Raw genomic sequence first — 23,379 nt, 5'->3', positions numbered from 1 at the left:
GATCGACAATTCGGATCAATGAGCCAGGCGCAGGACGGCATGCAAATCAATCTTTCGATGCGCGACATCGACACCACCCTGGTGCTGGGCCGCACCCTCAACTTCCGCCAGGCGGCGGCGCAGTTGCACCTGTCGCAGTCGGCCCTGTCCACGCAGATCCAGCGCATCGAGGAGGCGCTGGGCGTGCGGCTGTTCGACCGCACCACCCGCACCGTGCGGCTGACGGCGGCGGGCGAGGTCTTCATGCAGCAGGCCGCCGCCCTGCAGGTAGCCTTCCGCGACGCCATTGCCGCGGTCAGCGGCATCGCCAGCGCCGAGCACGGCCAGGTGTCGGTGGCGGCGCTGCCGTCGCTGGCCGCGCGCCTGTTGCCGCGGGTGTTGATGGCCTACCGCCAGGCGCATCCGCAGGTGGCGCTGAAGGTGCGCGACACGCTGTCGGGGCCGGCCTTCGACCTGGTGCGCGCCGGCGACGTGGACTTCGCGCTGACCGCCGCCGATCCGCAGCACGCCGACCTGCATTACCAGCCGCTGATGTCCGACAGCTTCCTGCTGCTGATCCCCGAGGCGCATCCGCTGGCGCGATCCACGGGGCCGCTGCGCTGGGCCGACACGGCCGGCGCGGCGCACGTGTCGATGGTGCATCCGAGCAGCGTGCGCCAGTACACCGAATGGGCCTTCCTGCAGAACCGCATCCGCTTCACGCCGGCCTTCGAGGCCGAACACCTGACCACCATCGTGGCGATGGTGGAGTGCGGTTTCGGGGTGGCGGCATTGCCGGAAATCGCGGCCGGCGCGGTGGCGCAGAACGGCATCGTGCAGCGGCCGCTGACCGGCCCCGTGGCCGAACGCTCGATCGGGTTGGTGACGGCGCGCAACCGCAGCCTGCCGCCGGCGGCCGCGGCGCTGGTGGCGATGCTGCGGCAGTATCTGGCTGAACAGGCGCGGTGAGGTCGCGGCGGGTATGGTGTCAGGCGCCGCGGCGCGCCTGTTCCGACGCCAGGTAGGCGTCGCGCGAGGGCAGCAGGTGCTCGCGGCACAGCGTCATCAGCGCGGCGCGGTCGCCGTCGCGCAGGGCGTGGATCATGGCCCAGTGTTCCTGGCGGGCGCGTTCGCGGTAATTGGCGGCCGCCAGCGAACCGAAGCGGATCGGATGGGTGCGGCGCGCGTATTCCTCGATGGCCTGGCCCAGCACCGCGTTGTCCAGCAGCCCGAACAACTCGCGGTGAAAGCGCTGGTTGCTGCGGAACACGCGGCGCGCGTCGCCATCGGCCACGGCGGCGTCGTGCTCGCGCTGCACCGCCGTCAACGCCGCCAGCCGCGCGGGCGGCACCGGCAGCGGCATCAGGCTGGCGGCGTGCACCTCCAGCACCTCACGCAGCGCGTACAGCTCCATCACCTCGCGCGCCGAGAAGGCCCGCACCACCGCGCCGACGTTGCGCTTGCGCTCAACCACGCCCAGCAGTTCCAACTCCACCAGCACCTGGCGCACCGCGTGGCGCTTCATGTCGAAGCGCGCCATCAACTCGTCCTCGGTCAGCCGCTCGCGCGGATGCAGCCGGCCGAAGACGATGTCTTCCTCGATCGCGGCGACCGCCGCCGCCAGGGCGTCGGGCGCTTGCGGTTCGAGGGCGGCGGGGGTGATGGCATTCATGGGCGTGGCGGGAAGGTTATTGCTTGGGCACGGTGTCGCGGGTGGCGCTGGCGCGCAGGAAGTCGAAGTCGACCCCCTGGTCGGCCTGCGTCACGGTCTGCAGGAACAGCTTGCGGTAGCCGCGCTCGGCGGCGGGGCGCTCGACCGGGCCGGCGGCCATGCGGCGCGCCAGCTCGGCATCCTCGACCAGCAGGGCGATTTCGCGCCGCGCCACCGACAGGCGGATCCGGTCGCCATTTTGCACGTAGGCGAGCGGGCCGCCAATCGCGGCCTCGGGCGTGACGTGCAGCACGATGGTGCCGGCCGCCGTGCCGCTCATGCGGCCGTCGGAAATGCGCACCATGTCCTTGACGCCGGCGCGCGCCAGCTTCTTGGGGATCGGCATGTAGCCGGCCTCGGGCATGCCGGGCGCGCCGGTGGGGCCGATGCGCTTGAGCACCAGCACGTCGTCGGCGGTCACGTCCAGCGCCTCGTCGTCGATGCGGCGGGCCATGTCCTCGGCGTCCTCGAACACCACCGCGCGGCCTTCGTGCTCCATCAGCTCGGGATTGGCGGCCGACTGCTTGATGATGGCGCCGCCGGGCGCCAGGTTGCCGCGCAGCACGGCCAGGCCGCCCACCGGATAGATGGGCGCGGCGACGCTGCGGATCACGTCCTGCTTGAACGGCGCGGGGGCGTCGTCCAGTTCCTCGCCCAGGGTGCGGCCCGAGACGGTCAGCGCGTCCAGGTGCAGCAGCGGGCGCAGTTCGCGCAGCAGCGCCAGCATGCCGCCGGCGTGGTGGAAGTCTTCCATGTAGTGCTGGCCGGAGGGCTTGAGGTCCACCAGCACGGGCGTCTCGCGGCTCATGCGGTCGAGCCCGGCCAGGTCGATATTGATGCCCAGGCGGCCGGCGATGGCGGTCAGGTGCACGATGCCGTTGGTCGAGCCGCCGATGGCCAGCAGCACGCGCAGCGCGTTCTCGATGGACTTGCCGGTGATGATGCGGTCGGGCGTCAGGCGCGCGGCCGCCATGGCGACGGCGGTGGCGCCGGTGCGCTCGGCCACGCGCACGCGGTCGGCGGTGACGGCCGGGGCGGACGCGCCGCCGGACACCATCATGCCCATCGCCTCGGTCAGGCAGGCCATGGTGCTGGCGGTGCCCATCACCGAACAGGTGCCGACGCTGGCGACCAGCTGGTTGTTGACGTCGGCGATCTCGGGCGCGTCGATCTCCTCGGCGCGGTAGCGGCCCCAGTAGCGGCGGCAGTCGGTGCAGGCGCCGACGCGTTCGCCGCGGTGCGAGCCGGTCAGCATCGAGCCGGTCACCAGCTGGATCGCGGGCACGCCGGCGGACGAGGCGCCCATCAACTGCGCCGGCACCGTCTTGTCGCAACCGCCGATCAGCACCACCGCGTCCATCGGCTGCGCGCGGATCATTTCCTCGGTGTCCATCGACATCAGGTTGCGCAGGTACATGCTGGTGGGCTGCGAGAAGCTCTCGTGCACCGAGATGGTGGGGAAGTCCATCGGCAGGCCGCCGGCCAGCATCACGCCGCGCTTGACCGCCTCGATCAGTTGCGGCGCGTTGCCGTGGCAGGGGTTGTAGCTGCTGCCGGTGTTGACGATGCCGATGATGGGACGCGCCAGCGCGTCGTCGGACAGGCCGGCGCCCTTGATGAAGGCCTTGCGCAGGAACAGCGAAAAGCCGGTGTCGCCGTAGTTGGTGAGCCCGCGCGCCACGCCGGTGCTGCGCGCGCCGTCGCTGTCGAAGGGGCCCTGGGCGGGCTTGCCGCCCTTGGTGTCGTCCGTCATTTTGCTTCCCGATAATATTATTGATAATCCAGGGCGAAGATCATATACAGCCTGGGAAATGCCCGGCAAGCGCTTTTGCGATAAATATTTATTGATCTCCAAATAAGATCAGTCGATAGAAAAATTCTGATTCATCAATCAAGATTGGCCTCCTACACTGGCGCGGTTGACGAGCCGGGCGTCCGTTCCATTCCTATACCCATCCCGGCAGGAGACCTACATGTCAGACCTGCGTCTGCGGCCCCGCCGCGCCTTGCTGCTTTCCCTGTTGGCCTTGTGTTCCGGCGTGGCGACGCCGGCCCTGGCCGCCGACGCCTATCCCGACAAGCCCATCCGCCTGATCGTGCCGTACCCGCCCGGGGGCGCCACCGACGTGATCGGCCGCGTGCTGGCGCAGGAACTGACCGGCGCGCTGGGCCAGTCGGTGATCGTCGAAAACCGCGCCGGCGCCGCCGGCAACATCGGCGCCGACCAGGTTGCCAAGGCCCAGCCCGACGGCTACACGCTGCTGATGGGCGCGCTCACCAGCCATTCGATCAACGCGGCGCTGTACCGCGGCCGCGTCACCTACGACGTGGAAAAGAGCTTCGCGCCGGTGTCCATCGTCGGCACCGTGCCGCTGGTGTTCGTGGTCAACCCCTCGGTGCAGGCCAATGACCTGAAGCAGTTGATCGCGCTGGCCAAGTCGCGCCCGGGCTACGTCACCATGGCGTCGGCCGGCAACGGTTCGCCGCAGCACCTGGCCGGCGAGATGTTCAAACGCACCGCGGGCGTGGACATCCTGCACGTGCCGTACAAGGGCAGCGGCCCGGCCATGACCGACCTGATGGGCGGCCAGGTGCTCAGCATGATCGAGACCGTGCCGGCCTCGCAGGCCAGCATCAAGGCCGGCAAGCTGCGCGCGCTGGCGGTGACTTCGGCGCAACGCGTCGAGGCGCTGCCGGACGTGCCGACCGCGGCCGAAGCCGGCCTGCCGGGCTTCGAGGTCAGCTCCATGTTCGGCATCGTCGCGCCGGCCGGCACGCCGGCGCCGGTGATCGACCGCCTGAACGGCGAGCTCAAGAAGATCCTGGCCAAGCCAGCGGTCAAGGCTTCGCTGCTGAACCAGGGCGCCATTGCCGAATGGACCAGCCCGGCCGACGCCGGCGCGCGCGTGTCGGCCGAGGTGGCGCGCTGGACCAAGGTGATCGACGAGGCCGGGGTCAAGCCCGAATAAGGCCTTGCGGGCGGGGGACGCGGCGGCACCGGCGCGTCCCTCGCGTTGCTTCATTTGCGCCACATGCGGGAAATGGTCACAAATTTCCGGCGTTATTGTTTGCATGGTGGATGCCGGGTTGCGCAACGGTCGTGAAGTTGGCTTTCCTCCCGTGAATCGTCCATAGCGCCAAGGGCGATGATGACGCTACAGTTGCCTGGGACGGTGAAATAATCCGCAATACAGCCCAAACGCTGTTCGCACGGGTGGTTGACCCCGAACTGGCTAGGCCGTATGTTTCTCGCAGGCCTTCCTAGGACGGCGGGGGACACCAATGACTGAGACTCAGGACGAAAAATCGATCCTGTACCTGCATTTCGGTACGCCGAGCCCCTATTGGAGGCTGGCGGCGGACAGCGACGCGATCGAACTATCCGCGGTCAAGGGCGCCACCAACATCGCGATGGCGCTCAAGCCCGAGCAGGCGCAGGCCATCCGCGCCCTGACCGGCATCACCGCCAGCCTGCGCATCGACATCGTCCTGTACGGCGATCCGATACAGCTGCGGCTGGTCGGCCGCAAGATCAATCCCAACGAATGGGCCGGCACGGCCTCGGCGCACAGCGACACCGACTCGGTGGCGCGCGACCTGGTCGAAGGCCTGTCGTTCGCCGAGACGGTGGTGTCCGAGGCCAACTCGGTCATCGTCATCGTCGACCAGCACGGGCGCGTGCAGCGCTTCAACAAGGTCAGCGAGGAATACACCGGCAAGCGCGAGCAGGACATCGTCGGGCGCAGCGTGTTCGACATGTTCATGACGCGCGAGGAGGCCGCCGCCTCGCGCCGCAACATCGCCGAGTTCTACAAGCGCGGGCAGTCCTATGAGGTCGAGCGCCTGATCAACACGGTCAAGGGCCCGCGCCTGTTCCTGTTCCGCAACAAGTTCGTCACCAGCGGCAGCGGCGAAAAGCGCGTCTACCTGATCTGCTCGGGCACCGACATCACCGAGGAACGCCAGGCGCAGGAGCGCTTGCGGGTGCTGGCCAACACCGACGTGCTGACCAACCTGCCCAACCGACACGCCATCACCACGCGCCTGAAGACGGCGCTGGCCGAAGGCGAGGGCGCGCGCGGCGGCGTGCTGTTCCTGGACCTGGACAACTTCAAGCGCATCAACGACCACTACGGCCACGGCTTCGGCGACCGCCTGCTCAAGTCGGTGTCGGTGGCCATTTCCAGCTGCCTGGCGCCCGGCCAGACGCTGGCGCGGCTGGGCGGCGACGAATTCCTGGTGCTGCAGGAACACGCCGAGGCGTGGCAGCTGGAGGCCACCGCCGGCCGCATCATCGAACGCCTGCGCGAGCCGTTCCGCCAGGAATTGATCGAGGTCTACACCAGCTGCTCCATCGGCATCGCCATGTATCCCGAGCATGGCGACGACCTGGACAGCGTGGTGCGCAGCGCCGATATCGCCATGTACGTGGCCAAGGAGGCCGGGCGCCACACCTATCGGGTTTTCCAGCCCGAAATGGACCGCCGCAACGCCGACTACGTCTGGCTCGACACCAACCTGCGCAAGGCCCTGGCCGAAGGCCACCTGATGCTGTACTACCAGCCCAAGCTGGCCGGGCGCGGCGGCGAGGTCGACGGGGTCGAGGCGCTGCTGCGCTGGCGCTCGCCCGAACGCGGCATGATCTGCCCCAGCGTCTTCATTCCCTACGCGGAAGAGTCCGGCCTGATCTCGCAGCTGGGCGTGTGGGTGATGCGCGAGGCCGCGCGCCAGGCCGCGGCATGGAAGCGCGACGGGCTGGACCTGCGTGTCGCGATCAACATGTCGGCGCGGCAGCTGGACGACAAGGGCGTGGTCAGTGAATTCATGCGGGCGGTCGGCGACGCCGGCCTGGCCCCCTGCCTGCTGGACATCGAGCTGACCGAGAGCTGCCTGATCGAGGACGAAGTCGCGGCGATCGAGCTGATGAAGCAGTTCCGCCAGCTGGGCGCGCGCGTCCACCTGGACGACTTCGGCACCGGCTATTCGTCGCTGTCGCAGCTGGCCCGCATTCCGCTGGACGCGATCAAGCTGGACGCCAGCTTCGTGCGCGGCGTCAACGAGAACCCGGTGTCGCAGGCGCTGGCGCGGGCCATCGTGGCGGTGGCCCGCACGCTCGAACTCCAGGTGATCGCCGAGGGCGTCGAGACCCAGGAGGAAACCGCCTTCCTGGACACGCTGGGGGTGGACGCCAAGCAGGGCTACCTGTACGCCAAGCCCATGCCGGCGGCCGAGCTGACCACCTGGCTGGCGCAGCGGCGCCGGCTGCATCTGATCGCCTGACGCGGCCGGCGCGCGCCGGCCTCAATGCATGGTCGCGTCGATCAGGCCATCGGGACCCGCGGGCGAGCGCCGGTTCTGCGCCATCACCAGCCGTTCCATGTAGGCGCGGTCCTTCGGATCGATCGAGAAGGCGGCGTCGACCCAGTCCTCGGTGATATCCATCAGTTCCGAGCGCGTCAGCTGCAGCACCCGCTGGCGCGCCCGCAGCATGGCGCGCATGCCGTTCAGCTTGGGCCGCATCACGTCGATGAAGGTGCGGGTGGCCTTGTAGGCGTCGCCCGGCTCGAACAGCACGTCCACCAGGCCGCGCGCCTGGAACCATTCGGCGGTGTGCGATTCGCCGCTGCCGATCAATTCCTCGGCCAGCTTCATGCCCGAGCGCCGCGCCACCAGCGAATAGCCGCCCATGCCCGGGAACAGGTTGAAGGCCATTTCGGGAAAGCCCATGCGGGCGTTGTTCTGCGCCAGCACGAAGTGGTGCGCCAGCGCCGCCTCGAAGCCACCGCCCAGCGCCGTGCCTTCGATCATGGCCAGCGACACCGCGCCGGTGTCGAAGCCGCGGGTGGCCGCATGCACGCAATCGACGCAGGCGCGGGCGTAGGCGCGCAGCGCCTCGCGGCGGCCGGTGCGGATGGCTTCGGCGAAGAAGTTGAGGTCGCCGCCGACGTTGTAGATCTGCGGCACCAGCGAGCCCGTGACCCAGAAGTCGATGGGCAGGCCGGAGTCCTTGGCGGCGCGCGCCAGGGTCATGATTTCGTCGATCAGTTCATGGTTAAAGCAGGGGCGCGGCTGGGCGCGCAGCATCATCCACATGACACGTCGTCCTTCCTCATAGAACGCGGAGACTTGCTTCAAATTGCCTGCGGCGGTAAAGGGATGGCAGTCCGGATGAATGAGTTGATTCATTTGCTTTCGTCCAATCGATCAAGGTGAGTCGGAGTACTGCCGGGCCAGCCTAATACAGGTGTCGCCCCGTCCCTCTCATGCAAACCTCGTCCGGCCGGCTAGAGTTTTCCGTAGTGCAAACATCGGAGTGATTGTTTGGAAAACATTGCGTCCGGGGCCGCGATGTCATGCGGCTGGATGACCCGAGACTCGTCGGCATGGATGAGGACCGTCGCAGATTCGCGAGCGTTGCAAGGCGCGCGCACGACGCCGTCGGCTCATGCGAATGGAGGGCAGGGGATGGCGTGGCGCGACCGGCGAGGTGCTGGCGCGCGGGTGTCGTTGCGACACCGCAACAGCCAAAGCAAGGGTTTTGTAAATGATAAGATTCTCATTTACAAATAAGTTTCATTATCGATATTATCGCGGCTCGATGAATCTTACAGATAGCTTGCGATGCCCGTTTTTCCTGTACCGCGCCGCCTCACGCTTGGGGCCGCGCTGGCCTTGATGGTCCCCGTTGCCACGCTCCACGCCGAACCCGCGCAGCTTCCCGCCATCAGTGTCGAAGGCGCCAACGCCGACGATCCGCGGGTGCCCGAAGTCACCACCGCCACCCGCACCCAGACCGCCGCGCGCTACGTGCCGCAGGCCATCGACAGCGTCAAGGTCGAGAACCTGCGGAACTACGGCATCAATACGCTGGGCGAAGCCTTGTCCGGCATCCCCAACGTCAGCAACGCCTCCGACACCCGTTTCGATTCGCTGCGCATCCGCGGCTTCGACGCCAGCAACGATTTCTACCTGGACGGCATCCGCGACGACAGCCAGTACGTGCGCGACCTGCACAACATCGAGCGGATCGAGGTGCTCAAGGGCCCGGCGGCGGTGCTGTATGGCCGCGGCAGCCAGGGCGGCATCGTCAACCGCGTCAGCAAGGCGCCGCAGCCCGGGCGCGAATCGACGCTCGAGGCCGTGGCCGGCAGCTGGGACCTGCGCAGCTTCTACGGCGACCTGAGCGCCGACCCCGGCCAGGACGTCAGCGTGCGCCTGAACATCGGCCAGGAAGACAGCAACAGCTTCCGCCACAAGATCGGCGGCACCCGCCAACTGGTGGCGCCGTCGCTGAACTGGCGCATCACGCCCGACCTGGACTGGCTGGTGCAGTACGAGTACAGCCGCTACGACCGCACCCCGGACCGCGGCATCCCCAGCGTCAACGGCCGGCCGGCCGACGTCGGCCGCTCGACCGTCTACGGCGACCCCGACCGCGACTACATCGACGACCGCGCGCAATCGTTCCGCTCGCGGCTGGCCTACAGCGTGGCGCCGGGCTGGCAACTGCGCTACACGCTGGGCGTGTTCGCGCTGGACAGCAAGTTCGACAATACCTACCTGACCGGCTACAGCGCCGCCACCGGCAAGGTCAGCCGCACCCGCTGGCAACAGGACCTGACCACGCGCAGCATCAACAACAACCTTGAAGCCGAGGGCCTGTTCCACACGGGAAGCGTCGAGCATCGGGTTTTGTTCGGCGTGGACGTGGCGAACCAGGACCGCACGCCCGATCTCTACACCACGCTGGCGCGGGGACCGGGCGCGCAACCGGTGCCGGCGCTGGACCTGTACGACCCGGACCTGTCGCGGCAGCACGACGGCGCCATGACGCTCAGCAGTTCGGCCCGCCACAAGACCCGCAGCCAGGGCTACTACGTGCAGGACCAGATCAAGCTGGACGACGCCTGGCAGGTGTTGCTGGGCCTGCGCATGGACCGCTTCAGCGTCGATTCGACCAATCGCATGCTCGACCTCTCGGCCCGCCGCGACAGCCGTGGCGTGAGCCCGCGCGCCGGGGTGGTGTGGACGCCGCTGCGCGACCATTCCTTCTACGCCTCGTACAGCAAGACCTTCTCGCCCGTGGGCGGCAGCCTGATCGGCATCACGCCGAACGCGCGCGGCAACACCAACGACGTCGACCCCGAACACACGCGCCAATACGAAGTGGGCGTCAAGAGCGATTGGCTCGACGGGCAGTTGAGCACCACGCTGGCGCTGTACCAGTTGGAACTCTACAACCGTCGCACCACCGACCCGGTCGATCCGACCCTCGTGCTGCTGACCGGCAAGCAGCGCTCGCGCGGCATCGAGCTGACGGCCGCCGGACGGCTCGCGGGCAACTGGTACCTGCGCGGCGGCATCGGCCTGCAGAACGCCGCCATCGTTCAGGACAACAACGGCCTGGCCGGCAACCGCGTCAGCAACGTGGCGCGGCGCAACGGCAGCGTGTTCCTGACCTACAAGCCGGCCGAGGGCCTGTACGGCGAAACCGGCCTGACCTTCGTCGGCCAGCGCTACGCCGACAACGCCAACACCGCGGTATTGCCCGGCTACGCCACCTGGGACGCGCTGGTCGGCTACCGCGCCGGCCAGTGGGACTGGCGCCTGGCGGTGCGCAACATCACCGACAAGACCTACTACGCCTCGGCCACCAGCGCCGGCCAGATCCGCGTGGGCGAGCCGCGCACGGTGATCGCCACGGCGCAGTATCGGTTCTGACGGGTAGCCAACATCCCGGCAGGACGGACGGGCGCTTTGGCGCCCGTTTTTTGTTGCGAGAAGGCATGAGTGGGGGAGGAAAAGATCACGCACCGTCCAGCAGGAACCAGGGGAGTGTCCTATCTTGTTGGCGAACTGACTGCACTGACTTGACTGGAATTCGTCTATGGACGAATATCGTATGTACCGAATCGAACACTACCTCACTCCTGGAAAACTCAAGGATTCCTATGCCACCTGGCTACGCGGCCTGCGTGGCATGCGCGACAAGGTGGCGGTCATCCGCCGTGTGGCGCGTCTGGCATCGGGGAATTTCGGCGATCACCGGTTCTGCCGCGAGGGCGTGTGGGAATTGCGTATCGATACGGGGCCGGGCCTGCGCGTCTACTACGCGGTATCCGGTGAACGGCTGGTGTTGTTGCTGGCCGGAGGCAGCAAGCACACGCAGGATGCCGACATCCACCGCGCGGTGGAATATTGGCATGACTGGCAACGGAGAACGGATGATGAGAAGCAAGCCCCATGATGAAGCAATGGTCGAGGTCTATCGCAGCGACCCCGCCCTTGCGCTGGAGACGATCAACAGCATCCTGGCCGATGGCGACCAGGGCGAACTGCTGGTGGTGCTGCGCCAGATGACGCAGGCGTTCGGCGGCATGCAGGCCGTGGCGGAGCAGGCGCGGCTGAATCCGACGCAGCTCTACCGCACGCTGTCGCCCAAGGGCAACCCATCGCTGGCCAGCCTGCTGGCGATTCTCAAGGCGATGGGCTTGCGGCTGGCCGTGATGCCGCTGGCCAACGCGGCGGCCCCGGTCCGGATGGGCTGAGGCCGCGTCCGGCGCGTTTATTGCGGTTCGATCTTCGCGTCGATCGCGCGCTGGGTCCAGATCTGGCGTTGCGATTGCGCGAAGGCGCGGTGTTCGGCCAGCGTGTTGGGCGCGACCTGCATGCCCAGCGTCTCGAACTTGGCGATGCTGTCGGGCTCGCTCAGGATGCGCGTGATTTCGCGGTTCAGGCGCTCGACCACCGGAGCCGGCGTGTCCTTGGGCGCGGCCACGCCCACCCACACCACCAGGTCGAAATTCCGGTAGCCCAGTTCCGCCAGCGTCGGCACGTCGGGGAAGTCCTTGGAACGCGCCTGGCCGGTGAAGGCGATGCCCTTGAGCTTGCCGCTGTGCATGAACGAGGTCACCACCGACAGGTCGGCGAACAGGTAATCGACGTGGCCGCCCAATAGGTCGGTGACGGCGGGCGGCTGGCTCTTGTAGGGCACGGCGTTGGCGGCGGCGCCGGCGACGCTGTTGAAGGTGGCCCCGGCGATCTGGCTGGTGGGCGAGCCGTAGGCATAGTTCAGCGGCTTGGCGCGGGTGGCCTGCACCAGCTGCGACACCGAGCCGTAGGGGGAATCGGCGCGCACCACCAGCATCATGGGAATGGTGGCGATGCGGATGACGTGGATGAAGTCGCCGGTAGGGTCGTAGGGCAGCTTGCGGAACAGGGCGGGCGTGGCCGAGTGCGTCGAGCTGCTGGTCAGGATCAGGGTGTAGCCGTCGGGCGCGGCGCGCGCGGCGGTGGACGAACCGATGGTGCCGGACGCGCCGGGCTTGTTCTCGATCACGATCGGCACGCCCAGGCGCGGGCCGAGCTTTTCCGTGAGGATGCGGGCGCTGGTGTCGGTGGCGCTGCCGGGCGAGAACGGCACCACGATGGTGATGGGCTTGCCGGGATAGGCGTCGTCGGCCTGGACGGCGCTGGCTGCTGTGCCCAGGGCCAGGGCGCAGCAGGCGGCGAACCGGCGCATGCGGCTGCGTTGCGGGGATCGGGTCATGAGAGTCTCCTGTGTTCTTCTGCGGCCGCGATGGCGTGCAACGGCCGCGATTTCCGTCATGATGCGGCCGCGCGGCTTATCGCAACAAGGGACTAATTTTCATAGACCTATTCCGTATCCGGATAAGTGCCGCGCCGTGCGCATCGGCCCGGCGCCCGCCGCCTTACGCCCGGCGCCGCCTCACGGTTCGGCGGCGTCCTCGTCGTAGCGGGTCGGGTCGGGCGCGGCCTCGCGCGCGCGCAGCGTTTTTTCCAGGTCCGCCAGGAAGGCGTCCGCCGCCAATGACAGGCGCGCGCTGTGGCGCTGGATCAGCCACAGCGCATGGCCGCGCTGGCCGGCGCCGCCGATGGGCGCGGTGACCAGGCCCAGCTGGCGCGCGAAGGCGCAGACGTAGCCGGGCACCACCGTGATGCCCAGGCCGGCCCGCGCCAGGTTCAGCACCGAGGTCAGCATGCCGGCCTCGATGCCGGACTGGAATTGCAGGTCGAGTTCGCCGCTGATGCGGTCGACGGCGCGCCGCACGCTGTAGACGTTGCGCAGCGTGATGTGCTCGTGCGCGGCCAGGTCGGCCCAGCGCAGCTGTTTGCGGCGCGCCAGCGGATGGCCGGGCGCGTAGGCGGCATGCATGGTGTCGCGGTAGATTACGCGCGCGGCCAGCTCGTCGCCGTCGATGTCGGTGGAGACGATGCCGAAGTCGGCGCGCCCGTGGCGCACGTGCTCGATGGTCTCGTCGGTGTTCAGTTCGAAGAGGTCCAGCTTCACGCCCGGATGGCGGCGGTGGTAGCGCGCGATCACCCCGCCCAGCAGGCCGACCATCATCATCGGCGAGCAAGCCACGCCGACCACGCCGCGCTCCAGCGAGCGCAGGCCGGACATGCTGCGTTCGGCGGCGCGCACCGTGCCCAGGATTTCCTGGGCATAGGCGTAGAAGTCGGCCGCGCCCTCGCAGGGCGTGACGCTGCGGGTCGAGCGCTCGAACAGCGGCTGGCCGACTTCGGCCTCGAGTTCGGCGCACAGCTTGCTGACGGCCGATTGCGTGACGAAGGCGGCGCGGGCGGCGGCGGTGAAGCTGCGCAACTCGTAGAGCGCGCAGAACACGCGCAACTGCTTCAGGGTGATGTTCATGGTCGCGACGGAATGGGGGCGGGCGCCCCGGGTGGTCCCGGGACGCGCAAGCACGCGCCCGCCGCGTCCCGGGGAATCAATCCGGATCGAGCATATCGCGATCCGCGTCCTGGCGCGGCGCCAGGCGGCGGATCGACCCGGGCGTGCGCGAGAAGCGCACCGGGATCGCGGTGGCCGTGAGCGTGCCTTCGGTGGGATGCTCGACCCGCTGGAAAAAGCCGGTGGCGGCCAGGTGCGGGTCGTCGAACAGTGCCTCGGGCGGGTTGACGCGCGAGTGCGGGATGTCGGCGTCGGCCAGCAGCGCCAGCCAGTCTTCGGTGCTGCGCAACGCGACGATGTCCGCCAGGTCGCGGTAGAGCGCGTCGAAGTTGCCGGCGCGCGTCCGGGCGCTGGCGTAGCGTGGATCGGCGGCCAGGTCGGCGCGTTCGGCCAGGGTGAAGAAGCGCCGCCATTGGGCATCGGTATACGGCAGCAGCGCCAGGAAGCCGTCGCGGGTGCGGTAGGGCCGGCGCTCGGGTGACAGCACGCGGCTGTAGCCCATGCCGCCGCGCGGCGGTTCGAAGGTGCGCCCGCCCAGGTGCTCGATCAACGTGAAGGACACCAGCGTCTCGAACATGGGCACCTCGATCGCCTGGCCCAGGCCGGATTTCTCGCGCTCGTACAGCGCCATCGGGATGGCGTAGGCCAGCGTCAGCCCGGCCACCTTGTCGGCCATGATGGTGTTGATGTAGGCCGGCGCGCCGTTGTTGCGGCCCTGCAGGTCGGCCAGGCCGCTCATGGCCTGGATGATGTCGTCGAAGGCCGGCTGGGCGGCGTAGGGGCCGTCCTGGCCGAAGCCCACCGCCGAGCAATAGACCAGGCGCGGGTTGCGCGCGCGCAGGCTGGCGGCGTCCAGGCCGATCCGCGCCAGCGCGCGCGGGCGCACGTTGGAGATGAAGACGTCGGCATCGTCGACCAGCCGCAGCAGGCGGCGCAGGTCGTCCGGGTCCTTGGCGTTCAGGGTGACGCTGCGTTTGTTGCGGTTCAGGTTCAGGTAGACGGCGCCCATGCCGGGCGAGGCGGCCGGCGCCGAGGCGCGGAACACGTCGCCCTCGGGCGCTTCGATCTTGATGATCTCGGCGCCCATGTCGCCCAGGATCTGGGTGGCGTAGGGGCCCATGCCGACCGAGGTCATGTCGATCACGCGCACGCCGGCCAGTGGGCCGGCGGCCGGGACAGCCGCCGTCATTGCGCCTCCCGCGCGCGCTTGCGGGCCAGGAACGGCGCCATGTGCCGGCGCGGCTCGTCGGTGGCGAAGGCCGCGCCGAAGGCGTCGACGCTGCGGTCCAGGCCGGCCTCGACCGTGGACGTTTCCCAATAGCGCAGCAGCGCCTTCTGTGAGCGCACGGCCAGCGGTCCGCTGGCCGCGATGGGCGCGACGGTGCGCTCGACCAGCGCGTCCAGCTCGCCGGCCTCGCACAGGAATTGCAGGAAGCCCCAGCGCAGCGCCTGCTCGGCATCGACCGTGGCGCCGGTCAGCAGCAGCCAGTTGGTGGCCCCCGGGCCGATCAGGGACGGCAGCAGCACGGCGTGGATCACCGACGGAATGCCGACCTGCACCTCCGGCATGCCGAAGACGCCGTCGCGCGAACCCAGGCGGATGTCGCAGGCCGCCGCCAGTTCCATGCCGGCGCCCAGGCAGAAGCCGGGCAGGCGGGCGATGGTCGGCACCGGCACCGCGCGCACCGCTTCGCATAGGTCGCGCAGGCGGGTGATGAAGGCGCGGCCGCCGTCCGGATCGAGTTCGGCCATCTCATAGATGTTGGCGCCGCCGACGAAGGCCTTGTCGCCGCTGCCGCGCAGCACCAGCGCGCGGGCGTCGGCCTGCGCGGCGATCCAGCGCACGGCTTCGGTCAGGCCCAGCGTGACCGGCGAGGCCAGGATGTTCAGGCTCTTGGCGTCGTCGATCCGCAGCGTGTAGACGCCGCGCGCGTCGCGCTCGATGTGGCTGTGGGGGAAGGCGGGAATCGGGGCGCTCATGGCGGGCTTGTCTCCGTGAAGTCGGGGGATGCCACTCATGCTAGGCCCCGCGGTTGATCACGACAAACAAGTAATTTTCATGGAATGAGTCCCGGTTGGAATAAATCTGCCCATGAACGGGACGGCCCGCGCGAGCGCCACGACGTCGACGCCGGCCACGCGCCTAGCGGTCCGCGACCGTGGTCAAGAGCGGCGAGTCGTACATCGCGGCGGGCGAGATGATGGGCTCGTCCCAGGGAATGTCCTTGCCGTAGCGCTCGCGCATCTTGGCCTGGACGGCGGGCGGACTCAGGTCGAAGCTTTTCAAGGGTTGCAGCGCGCCGATCCGCACGCCCAGCGCGCGCTGGTAGATCTTCCAGACCAGTTCGGAGCAGTAGATCCGTTCGTCCGACCAGCCGAACACCAGGTCGTAGGGTTTGCCGACATAGTCCGTGCCCACGCGAGCCAGCTGTTCGCGCGCCTCGGGCGTGAGCCGCGCCGTGTCGCGCAGGCGCTTGACGACATAGGCGCCGCGTTCGCCTTGCGCCGCCCAGGCGGACAGCGGCGTGTAGCTGACCGTGGCGGCGGCTTCCAGCACGTAGGGCGCGCCCTGGCGCATCACGATCATGCCCATGTGGCTGTAGGGCGAGCGGGTGGCCTGCTGGATGGCCAGGCTCTGCGCGGAACGGGATTGCTGGAAGACCAGGTCGCCGGTCTGCACCGGCGGCGTGGCCCAGGCGGCGGGCGAGACCAGCGGGGCCAGGCATAGCGCCGCGGCCGCCACGGCGCTGGCCCGCAGGCCGGCCGCGCGGCGCCGGGCGCTTTCTGGATGAGGAGCGCGGATTGCGCGGGGCGTTGTCATCGGGTCCATTGCGTCGATTCCTGGCATGGGCGCAACAGTAGCATCCGCGCCGGATCGGCGCGTCACGCGATGCCGCCGTTGGCGCGCAACACCTGGCCGTTGATCCAGCCGCCGTCGGCGCCGGCCAGGAACGACACAATGCCGGCGATGTCCTCGGGTTCGCCCAGGCGTTCCAGCGGCGGCATCTTGGCGTAGTGCTCGATCAGTTCCGCGCTCTTGCCCTGCTTGAACAGGTCGGTGGCGACCGGGCCCGGCGCCACGGCGTTGACCGTGATGCGGCGGCCGCGCAGTTCCTTGGCGAACACGCGGGTAAAGCCTTCCACGGCCGCCTTGCTGGCGATATAGAGGCCGTAGGTGGGCAGGTTCAGCGCCAGCGTGGTGCTGGAGACGTTGACGATGCTGCCGCCGTCGGCCAGCCGTGTGCCGGCCTCGCGCAGGGTGTTGAAGGTGCCGCGGGTGTTGATGTCGAAGGTCTGGTCGTAGACCTCGTCGGTAGCCTCGGCCAGCGCCTGCAGCTTCAGCACGCCGGCGCTGTTGACCAGCACGTCGATGCGTCCCAGGCCGGCCTCGACCTGGTCGAACATGGCGCGCACCTCGGCGGCTTTGGACACGTCGGCGCGCACCGCCAGCGCCCGGCCGCCCGCGGCGCGGATCTCGCCGGCCAGGGCGTCGGCTTCGGCCGCGCTGGCGGCGTAGTTGATGGCGACGGCGAAACCGTCGGCGGCCAGGCGGCGCGCGATCGCGGCGCCGATGCCGCGCGAGGCGCCGGTGACCAGGGCAACGCGTTGGGAGGCTTGGGAATTCATGGTGACTCCTGGGTGGAATGTAGGACGAATCATGCGGTGGAACGAATCATGGACTATTCCAAACCAAAGATAATTACGCCAGTTTTGCTAACATAATTTCATCTGTATTAATAATAGAGCCCGCGCATGGACCGTTTCCAGGAAATGCAGGTGTTCGTCCGCATCGCCGAGCGGCGCAGTTTCTCCAAGGCGGCCGAGGATCTGCGGATTCCGCGGGCCACCGTCACCAATCTGATCAAGCGCATGGAAAAGCGCCTGGGCGCGCGCCTGCTGGAACGCACCACGCGCCAGGTGCGGCTGACCCATGACGGCGAGGCCTATTACCGGCGCTGCGTGCGCCTGCTGGCCGACCTGGAGGAAGCGGACGGTGCCTTCCTGAACACCGCGCCCAAGGGCCTGTTGCGGGTCAACATGCAGGGCACCCTGGCGCGGGTGTTCGTGATGCCGGCGTTGCCGGGCTTCCTGGAGCGTTATCCCGACCTGGTGCTGCACCTGGGCGAAGACGACCGTCTGGTGGACCTGGTGCGCGAGGGCGTGGACTGCGTGCTGCGCGCCGGCACGCTGCAGGACTCATCGCTGGTGGGGCGCCAGATCGCCCTGATGCCGCAGGTCACCGTCGCCAGTCCGGCCTACCTGGCGCGCTACGGCGAACCGGCCACGCTGGATGATCTGGAAGGGCACCGGGCGGTGGACTATGTGTCCTCGTCCAGCGGCCGCAGCCTGCCGCTGGATTTCACGGTGGACGGGCGCAACGTGCTGGTGCGGCCGGGCTCGGTCATCAGCGTCAGCGGCGCCGAGCTCTACGCCAGCGCGGCGCTGGCCGGGCTGGGGTTGGTCCAGGTGCCTCGCTACCGCGTGGCCGAGGACCTGGCCGCCGGCCGGCTCAAGCTGGTGCTGCCCGGCGCGCCGCCGGCGCCGATGCCGGTGTCGGTGCTGTATCCGCAGAACCGCCAGGTGTCGGCGCGGGTACGGGTGTTCAGCCAGTGGCTGGCCGGCATCTTTGGCCGCGCCTTCGGCCAGGACGATCAGACGATGCCGGTCAGGTAGTACACCGCGATCACCAGGAACACCGACAGCGTCGAGATCAGGGTGATGGCGAAGATGTCGCCGTAGGACTGGCGGTGCGTCAGGCCGGTGACGGCCAGCAGCGTGATGACGGCGCCGTTGTGCGGCAGCGTGTCCATGCCGCCCGAGGCCATGGCGGCGATGCGGTGCAGCACCTCCATGGGGATGCCGGCCGCCTGGGCGCTGTCGATGAAGGTCTGCGCCATGGCCGCCAGGGCGATGCTCATGCCGCCCGAGGCCGAACCGGTGATGCCGGCCAGCGAGGTCACCGCCACCGCCTCGCCCACCAGCGGGTCGGGAATCGCCTTGAGCGCGCTGGCCACCATCAGGAAGCCGGGCAGCGCCGCGATCACGCCGCCAAAGCCATATTCCGCCGCCGTATTCATCGACGCCAGCAGCGCGCCCGAGACCGCGCTCTTGCTGCCTTCGGCGAAATGCGCCTTGATGTGCGAGAACGAGAACAGCAGGATGGTGGCGATGCCGGCGATCAGCGCGCCCATCACCGCCCACAGCGCCACCTGGTCATGCGCGTTGACCGGCAGGGGCTGCGGCAGGCCGGGCAGTTCGACCTGCGAGCCGGCCGGGTACCAGCCGGGAATCCAGCGCGTCAGCAGGAAGTTGGCCACGCCCACCACCACCAGCGGCAGCAGCGCGACCAGCGGGTGATGCTCGCGTCCGCCGGCGGGCGTGTCCGGTTCGTTGCGCAGTTCGGTGCCGTAGCCTTCGCCCGCCAGCGCGGCGCGCTTGCGGCGCCATTCCAGGTAGGCCACCCCGACGGTCAGCGTGAAGGCCGCGCCGATCAGCCCCAGCCAGGGCGCGGCCCAGGTGGTGGTCTCGAAGAAGGTGGTGGGGATGATGTTCTGGATCTGCGGCGTGCCGGGCAGCGCCGTCATGGTGAAGGTGAACGCGCCCAGCGCGATCGCGCCCGGCATCAGCCGCTTGGGAATGCCGCCCTGGCGGAACATCTCGGCCGCGAACGGGTAGACCGCGAATACCACCACGAACAGCGACACGCCGCCGTAGGTCAGCACCGCGCACACCAGCACGATCGCGATGATGGCGCGCTCGGCGCCGATCAGCCGCAGCACCGCCTGCACGATGGCGCGCGAGAAGCCGGACAGCTCGATCAGCTTGCCGAACACCGCGCCCAGCAGGAACACCGGGAAATAGAGCTTGGCGAAGCCCGCCATGCGCTCCATGAAAATGCCCGAGAACACCGGCGCCAGCGCCGACGGGTCGGTCAGCAGCACCGCGCCCATGGCCGCGATGGGCGCGCAAAGGATGACGCTGTAGCCTCGATACGCCGCCAGCATCAGGAATGCCAGCGCCGCCACCACGATAAACAATCCGGTCATTCGTTACTCCAGGAATGAAGGGTCAAGGGGTGTGGGGCTACACCTTAACCGATCGTTCCCGGCGGCTGTTTGACAGGGCGGGATGCCGGCCCGTTGTCGGACCGGACCCCATGCGCGCGTCAGTAGGTGGCGCGCAGCGTCAGCATCACGTTGCGCGGTTCGCCGTAGATGCCGTAGAAGTTGGACGGCACGCGGGCGTAGTAGTGGCGATCGAAGACGTTGTTCAGCGTCAGCGAGGCGTCCAGGTTGCGGTTCACCTTGTAGCCGACCTGCGCGTCGACCACCGCGTAGCCGCCTTGCCACGAAACGTTGTTGCGGCTGGTGCGGCTCTGCGCGCGCACGCCGCCGCCCACGCGCCAGCCCGGCAGCACATCGGGCGTGAAGCGATAGGTAGTCCAGACCTTGAACAGGTGCTTGGGCGTTTCCGGGTTGACGATCTGGCCTTCCTGCGTCGGGTCGGACAGGTAGCGGGTCTGCAGGTAGGTGTAGCCGGCGTACAGGTCCCAGTTGGGCAGCAGGCGGCCGCTGATCTCGGCCTCGACGCCCTGGCTCTGGGCCTCGCCCTGCGCCAGGTAGCGGCCCGGGTTGGCGTCGTCGGCCACCGCGCGGTCCTTGTCGCGGATGCGGAACAGCGCCAGCGAGGCATTGGCCGCGCCGTCCAGGAACTGGCCCTTCAGGCCGATCTCGTACTGCTTGCCGGTGCGCGGCTTGAGCGGCTTGCCGTCGGCCGTCATCTGCCAGGCTTCCGAGAAGGCGTAGATGTCCGAATAGCTGGCGTAGGCCGACAGCCACGAATTCAACTGCGCTACCGCGCCGTAGTAGGGCACGAACTTGCGCACCTCGGGATCGCGCTGGGTGTCGCCCGCCACCGGCAGGATGGCCTGGGTAGCGTTGCGGTACCAGCTCTGGCGTCCGCCCACGATCAGCGTCAGCGGGTCGGCCACGTTCAAGCTCAGCTGGCCGTAGATGCCCATCTGGCTGGACTTGGAGTCGTCGCCCGAGGTGTAGGGCAGGTCCGGATCGGGCACGTCGATGTCGTGGATCGACACGTTGCTGATGTTCATGCCGCCGGAGCGGCTGTCCTGGCGCCGTTCGGCGTAGTTGGCGCCGATCATGGCCTGGTGGGTGCGGCCCAGCAGGCGGAAGGGGCCCGAGGCATGGGTATCGAAGCCGATCCAGCGGATCTGGTCCTTCTGCGTCTGCAGGCGGTAGCCGGCGCGGTCGTTGGCGGGATTGACCGGGCCGTTGACGTAGCCGTAGCGGCTGTCCATGTCGGTCGAGCGGTAGTTCATCGACACCTGGCCGGTCCAGCCATTGGCGAAGCGGTGGCTCAGTTCCGAATAGATTTCCGACAGGGTGGTGTCGCCGCGCGACCAGTCGGTGCCGTAGAAGCCTTTGCGCGGCGAGTCGATGATGTGGCCGTTCGAGTAGATCGACAGGCCGTAGTCGAACGGCGCCTCGCGCTGGCGTTGGTAGGCCGCCGACAGCGTCAGGGTGGTGTTGGCGGTCAGATCGAATTCGAGCGAGCCGTAGGCCAGGCCCTGGCGATTGTGGGCCTTGTCGAAGAAGAAGTCGCGGTCCTGCGCGGCCAGGCCGGCGCGGGCGCGCACCCGGCCGTCGGCCGTGATCGGGCCGGTCGCGTCCAGTTCGGTGCGGTAGTTGTTCCACGAGCCGGCCATCACCGCGCCGGTCAGGCTGAAGGCGTCCTGTGGCCGCTTGCGCACCAGGTTGACGGTGCCGGCGGGGCTGCCGAAGCCCTGCAGCAGGCCGGCCGGGCCGCGCAGCACCTCGACGCGGTCGTACAGCGCCAGGTCGAACTGGGGCAGGTACTGCAGCGCGCCGTTGGCCGGCACGCCGTCGAACTGCACGTCGGTCTCGTAGCCGCGCGCGGTGAAGTAGGCGGTGCCGTCGCCGTAGGTCATGGCGCTGACGCCGGTGGTCTGGCGCAGCGCGTCCTCCACTGTGACCATGTTCTGGTCGTCCATGCGCTGGCGCGTCACCACCGACACCGAGTTGGGGATGTCGCGCACGTTGGCGCCGGTCTTGCCGATGGTGACGGTATTGGCGGTGTAGGACTGCGAACCCTCGGTCTGGCCGGGGTCCGACAGCTTTTCGGCGGCACCGGTGACTCGCACGGGACTCAGTTGCGGCACCTCGTCGGCGGCGCGGGCCAGGACGGGCAGGCCGGCCTGGGCCAGCAGGGCGGCGGCGAGGGTCAGGCGGAAGGCGGGGAGGCGGCGTGGGACAAATGCGACAGGGGGAAGTGCGACGGGCGTCATTTTCTTTTGAAAACAATGGGAATCATTTGCATTAATGATAAAAAGCAAGTTCCCTGTTTGCTGGACAGAAAATGTCGAAAAACAGACATAACTGGCTGGATTGGGGGCCGATCAACCCTTGCTATCGAAATCCCGCCAATGCGTGAGTTTCCCGTCGATGCGCCGCCCGTGGTGGCGCGCTCGTTCCACTACGAAGATGGCCAGCGGCAAGAGCCGCATTCGCACGAGCGCATCCAGCTGATGTATTCGCCCACCGGCATCATGCGCGTCATGACCGAGGACGGCGCCTGGCTGCTGGCGCCGATGCGCGCGCTGTGGATTCCGCCCGGCGTGGCGCACGAGGTGCGCATGGTCGGCCAGGTGACGATGCGCTCGGCCTTCATCGCGCCGGACGCCGCGCCCTGGCTGTGGAAAGATACCTGCGCGCTGGACGTGGCGCCGCTGATGCGCGAACTGATCCTGGCGCTGAACCAGCCGGCGGCGCGCCACGGGCCCGTGCAGCGCCTGAGCGCCGAGCTGTTGCTGAACCTGCTGGCCGGCACCGAGCGGCAGCATCGCCAGTTGCCGCTGCCGTTCGACCGGCGCCTGCGCAAGGTCTGCGCCGCCGTGCTGCAATCGCCCGGCAACGACGACACGCTGGAGCAGTGGGGCGAACGGATGGGCGCCAGCGCGCGCACGCTGGCGCGGCGCATGAAGGACGAGACCGGCATGAGCTTTCACAACTGGCGGCTGCAGGTACGCATCGACGAGGGCATCTGCCGGTTGTTGCAGGGGCAGTCGGTGGTGAACGTGGCGCGGGCGCTGGGGTATGCCAGCGCGAGCGCCTTCGTCTATATGTTCCGCAATGTGATGGGGGTGTCGCCGACGCGGTATCTGGAGCAGATCGCCGGCGGTTGAGGCGGGGACGCCGGTTCTAGCGGTCCAGTAACGCCAGCGCCTGCCTGGCGATCTCCAGGTCGATCGCCGCATCGTCTCCATCGCCCATGAACCAGGCCGCCGACAGCCCGCACCAGGCCACCACCCATTGCAGCAGCCGGCGGCGCTCCAGTCCGGATTCCTCCAGCACGATGCCGAGGCGGCGCTCGAAGCGGCCCGGCGCGATGGCCACCGGGGGCTCCGGATCGGACAGGTCGGGGTTGCAGAAGATATTGGCGTAATCGAAGGCCCGTTCGCCGTACAGGCGCTTGGGGTCGATCACCAGCCAGCCGCGTTCGCCGAAGTCCAGGACATTGTCGTGGTGCGCGTCGCCGTGCAGCACCACCTGGTCGCGCGGGTCGTCCAGCAGCGCGCGGGCGAAGCGGGCGCTGTGCGCCAGGATGCCGCCGCGCGCCCGCGCCATCGGCCACAGCTCGACGAACCATTCTTCCAGCGACCGCAGCGGCGGCAGCGGCCTGGCGCGCGGCGCGTGCAGCTCGCGCAGCACGCCGCACAGGATGCGGGTGGCTTCGTCGTCGCGGCCGTTGCGGGCATAGCCGGCCAGCGAGCGCGTGCCGGTGGCGCGTTCGAGCAGGATGGCGTCGCCGTCGTGCGCCAGGACCCGCGCGGCGCCGTGGCCGTCCCACCAGGTCATCAGCACGCCGCCTTGCCGTTCGTCTTCCTCGACCGCGACCTTCAGCATCGCCGGCACGCCGGCCTGGCGCACCGGCAGCA

The 23,379-nt window shown here is 68.6% G+C and carries 20 protein-coding genes; 8 read left to right on the top strand and 12 right to left on the bottom strand.

What is annotated here, in order from left to right; genetic code table 11:
• The first annotated feature begins 39 nt into the window (after positions 1 to 39).
• Entirely contained in the window at positions 40 to 948 is a 909-nt protein-coding gene (locus DK459_RS07115) for a LysR family transcriptional regulator (protein ID WP_110134615.1), read from the top strand.
• Positions 949 to 967: 19 nt separating this feature from the next.
• Here DK459_RS07115 and DK459_RS07110 read toward each other — a convergent pair whose 3' ends face one another.
• Both DK459_RS07110 and DK459_RS07105 read right to left on the bottom strand, forming a co-directional pair.
• Positions 968 to 1,651 carry a GntR family transcriptional regulator gene (locus tag DK459_RS07110; RefSeq protein WP_053514658.1) on the bottom strand — a complete coding sequence of 228 codons (684 nt, stop codon included), beginning with the start codon at positions 1,649 to 1,651 and terminating at the stop codon, positions 968 to 970.
• 16 nt (positions 1,652 to 1,667) lie between these two features.
• Positions 1,668 to 3,443 (bottom strand): IlvD/Edd family dehydratase, encoded by a 1,776-nt coding sequence (locus DK459_RS07105; RefSeq protein WP_199234256.1) that lies wholly within the window; start codon positions 3,441 to 3,443, stop codon positions 1,668 to 1,670.
• Between the two features lie 220 nt (positions 3,444 to 3,663).
• Here DK459_RS07105 and DK459_RS07100 point away from each other — a divergent pair, with 220 nt between their 5' ends.
• The gene (locus DK459_RS07100; RefSeq protein WP_049055056.1) at positions 3,664 to 4,659 is read left to right on the top strand and encodes a tripartite tricarboxylate transporter substrate binding protein; all 996 of its coding nucleotides are present in this window, start codon (positions 3,664 to 3,666) and stop codon (positions 4,657 to 4,659) included.
• Between the two features lie 313 nt (positions 4,660 to 4,972).
• On the top strand, positions 4,973 to 6,970 hold the full coding sequence (pdeR, locus tag DK459_RS07095; protein WP_020927192.1) for a cyclic di-GMP phosphodiesterase: 1,998 nt from the start codon (positions 4,973 to 4,975) through the stop codon (positions 6,968 to 6,970).
• A gap of 21 nt (positions 6,971 to 6,991) precedes the next feature.
• Here pdeR and DK459_RS07090 read toward each other — a convergent pair whose 3' ends face one another.
• Positions 6,992 to 7,876, bottom strand: a complete 885-nt coding sequence (locus tag DK459_RS07090) for a crotonase/enoyl-CoA hydratase family protein (protein WP_006384377.1) — start codon at positions 7,874 to 7,876, stop codon at positions 6,992 to 6,994.
• Positions 7,877 to 8,311: 435 nt separating this feature from the next.
• On the opposite strand from DK459_RS07090, the gene DK459_RS07085 reads away from it, so the two are divergent.
• The 3 genes from DK459_RS07085 to DK459_RS07075 all read left to right on the top strand — a co-directional run bounded on the left by DK459_RS07085 (position 8,312) and on the right by DK459_RS07075 (position 11,238).
• Positions 8,312 to 10,411 carry a TonB-dependent siderophore receptor gene (locus DK459_RS07085; RefSeq protein WP_110134580.1) on the top strand — a complete coding sequence of 700 codons (2,100 nt, stop codon included), beginning with the start codon at positions 8,312 to 8,314 and terminating at the stop codon, positions 10,409 to 10,411.
• Positions 10,412 to 10,577: 166 nt separating this feature from the next.
• Positions 10,578 to 10,937, top strand: coding sequence for a type II toxin-antitoxin system RelE/ParE family toxin (locus tag DK459_RS07080; RefSeq protein WP_233256771.1), 360 nt, complete (start codon positions 10,578 to 10,580; stop codon positions 10,935 to 10,937).
• A complete protein-coding gene (locus tag DK459_RS07075) occupies positions 10,918 to 11,238 on the top strand; it encodes a DNA-binding protein (protein ID WP_024068535.1) in 321 nt (106 codons plus the stop codon). Before DK459_RS07080 ends, DK459_RS07075 begins: the two co-directional genes overlap by 20 nt.
• A gap of 17 nt (positions 11,239 to 11,255) precedes the next feature.
• Here the strand turns inward: DK459_RS07075 and DK459_RS07070 are convergent, their stop codons facing one another.
• From DK459_RS07070 to DK459_RS07045, 6 genes are all read right to left on the bottom strand, one after another.
• A complete protein-coding gene (locus DK459_RS07070; RefSeq protein WP_024068536.1) occupies positions 11,256 to 12,239 on the bottom strand; it encodes a tripartite tricarboxylate transporter substrate binding protein in 984 nt (327 codons plus the stop codon).
• Positions 12,240 to 12,419: 180 nt separating this feature from the next.
• Complete coding sequence (locus DK459_RS07065) at positions 12,420 to 13,364, bottom strand: LysR family transcriptional regulator (protein WP_054444567.1); 945 nt, start codon at positions 13,362 to 13,364, stop codon at positions 12,420 to 12,422.
• Positions 13,365 to 13,440: 76 nt separating this feature from the next.
• A complete protein-coding gene (locus tag DK459_RS07060) occupies positions 13,441 to 14,592 on the bottom strand; it encodes a CaiB/BaiF CoA-transferase family protein (protein ID WP_054499885.1) in 1,152 nt (383 codons plus the stop codon).
• On the bottom strand, positions 14,589 to 15,383 hold the full coding sequence (locus DK459_RS07055) for an enoyl-CoA hydratase (protein ID WP_024068539.1): 795 nt from the start codon (positions 15,381 to 15,383) through the stop codon (positions 14,589 to 14,591). The genes DK459_RS07060 and DK459_RS07055 overlap by 4 nt, the downstream gene beginning before the upstream one ends.
• A gap of 163 nt (positions 15,384 to 15,546) precedes the next feature.
• Positions 15,547 to 16,233: a YiiX family permuted papain-like enzyme gene (locus DK459_RS07050; RefSeq protein ID WP_233256770.1), complete on the bottom strand. Its 687-nt coding sequence runs from the start codon at positions 16,231 to 16,233 to the stop codon at positions 15,547 to 15,549.
• A gap of 53 nt (positions 16,234 to 16,286) precedes the next feature.
• On the bottom strand, positions 16,287 to 17,030 hold the full coding sequence (locus DK459_RS07045; protein WP_038503275.1) for an SDR family oxidoreductase: 744 nt from the start codon (positions 17,028 to 17,030) through the stop codon (positions 16,287 to 16,289).
• A gap of 126 nt (positions 17,031 to 17,156) precedes the next feature.
• On the opposite strand from DK459_RS07045, the gene DK459_RS07040 reads away from it, so the two are divergent.
• A complete protein-coding gene (locus tag DK459_RS07040; RefSeq protein WP_024068542.1) occupies positions 17,157 to 18,077 on the top strand; it encodes a LysR family transcriptional regulator in 921 nt (306 codons plus the stop codon).
• On the opposite strand, the gene DK459_RS07035 is transcribed toward DK459_RS07040, so the two are convergent.
• Both DK459_RS07035 and DK459_RS07030 read right to left on the bottom strand, forming a co-directional pair.
• Positions 18,056 to 19,450: a GntP family permease gene (locus DK459_RS07035; RefSeq protein WP_006387010.1), complete on the bottom strand. Its 1,395-nt coding sequence runs from the start codon at positions 19,448 to 19,450 to the stop codon at positions 18,056 to 18,058. The two genes, DK459_RS07040 and DK459_RS07035, sit on opposite strands and share 22 nt — an antisense overlap.
• Before the next feature lie 119 nt (positions 19,451 to 19,569).
• Positions 19,570 to 21,729, bottom strand: a complete 2,160-nt coding sequence (locus DK459_RS07030) for a TonB-dependent siderophore receptor (protein ID WP_110134579.1) — start codon at positions 21,727 to 21,729, stop codon at positions 19,570 to 19,572.
• A 138-nt stretch (positions 21,730 to 21,867) separates the two neighbouring features.
• Here DK459_RS07030 and DK459_RS07025 point away from each other — a divergent pair, with 138 nt between their 5' ends.
• Positions 21,868 to 22,626 carry a helix-turn-helix domain-containing protein gene (locus DK459_RS07025; RefSeq protein ID WP_006387012.1) on the top strand — a complete coding sequence of 253 codons (759 nt, stop codon included), beginning with the start codon at positions 21,868 to 21,870 and terminating at the stop codon, positions 22,624 to 22,626.
• A gap of 16 nt (positions 22,627 to 22,642) precedes the next feature.
• Here DK459_RS07025 and DK459_RS07020 read toward each other — a convergent pair.
• On the bottom strand, positions 22,643 to 23,379 hold a 737-nt coding region (locus DK459_RS07020; RefSeq protein ID WP_110134613.1), incomplete at its 5' end, for an aminoglycoside phosphotransferase family protein.

This window comes from Achromobacter sp. RW408 (assembly GCF_003184165.1).
GTDB lineage: Bacteria > Pseudomonadota > Gammaproteobacteria > Burkholderiales > Burkholderiaceae_B > Achromobacter > Achromobacter xylosoxidans.
This window is presented reverse-complemented; position numbering and strand designations above follow the sequence as displayed.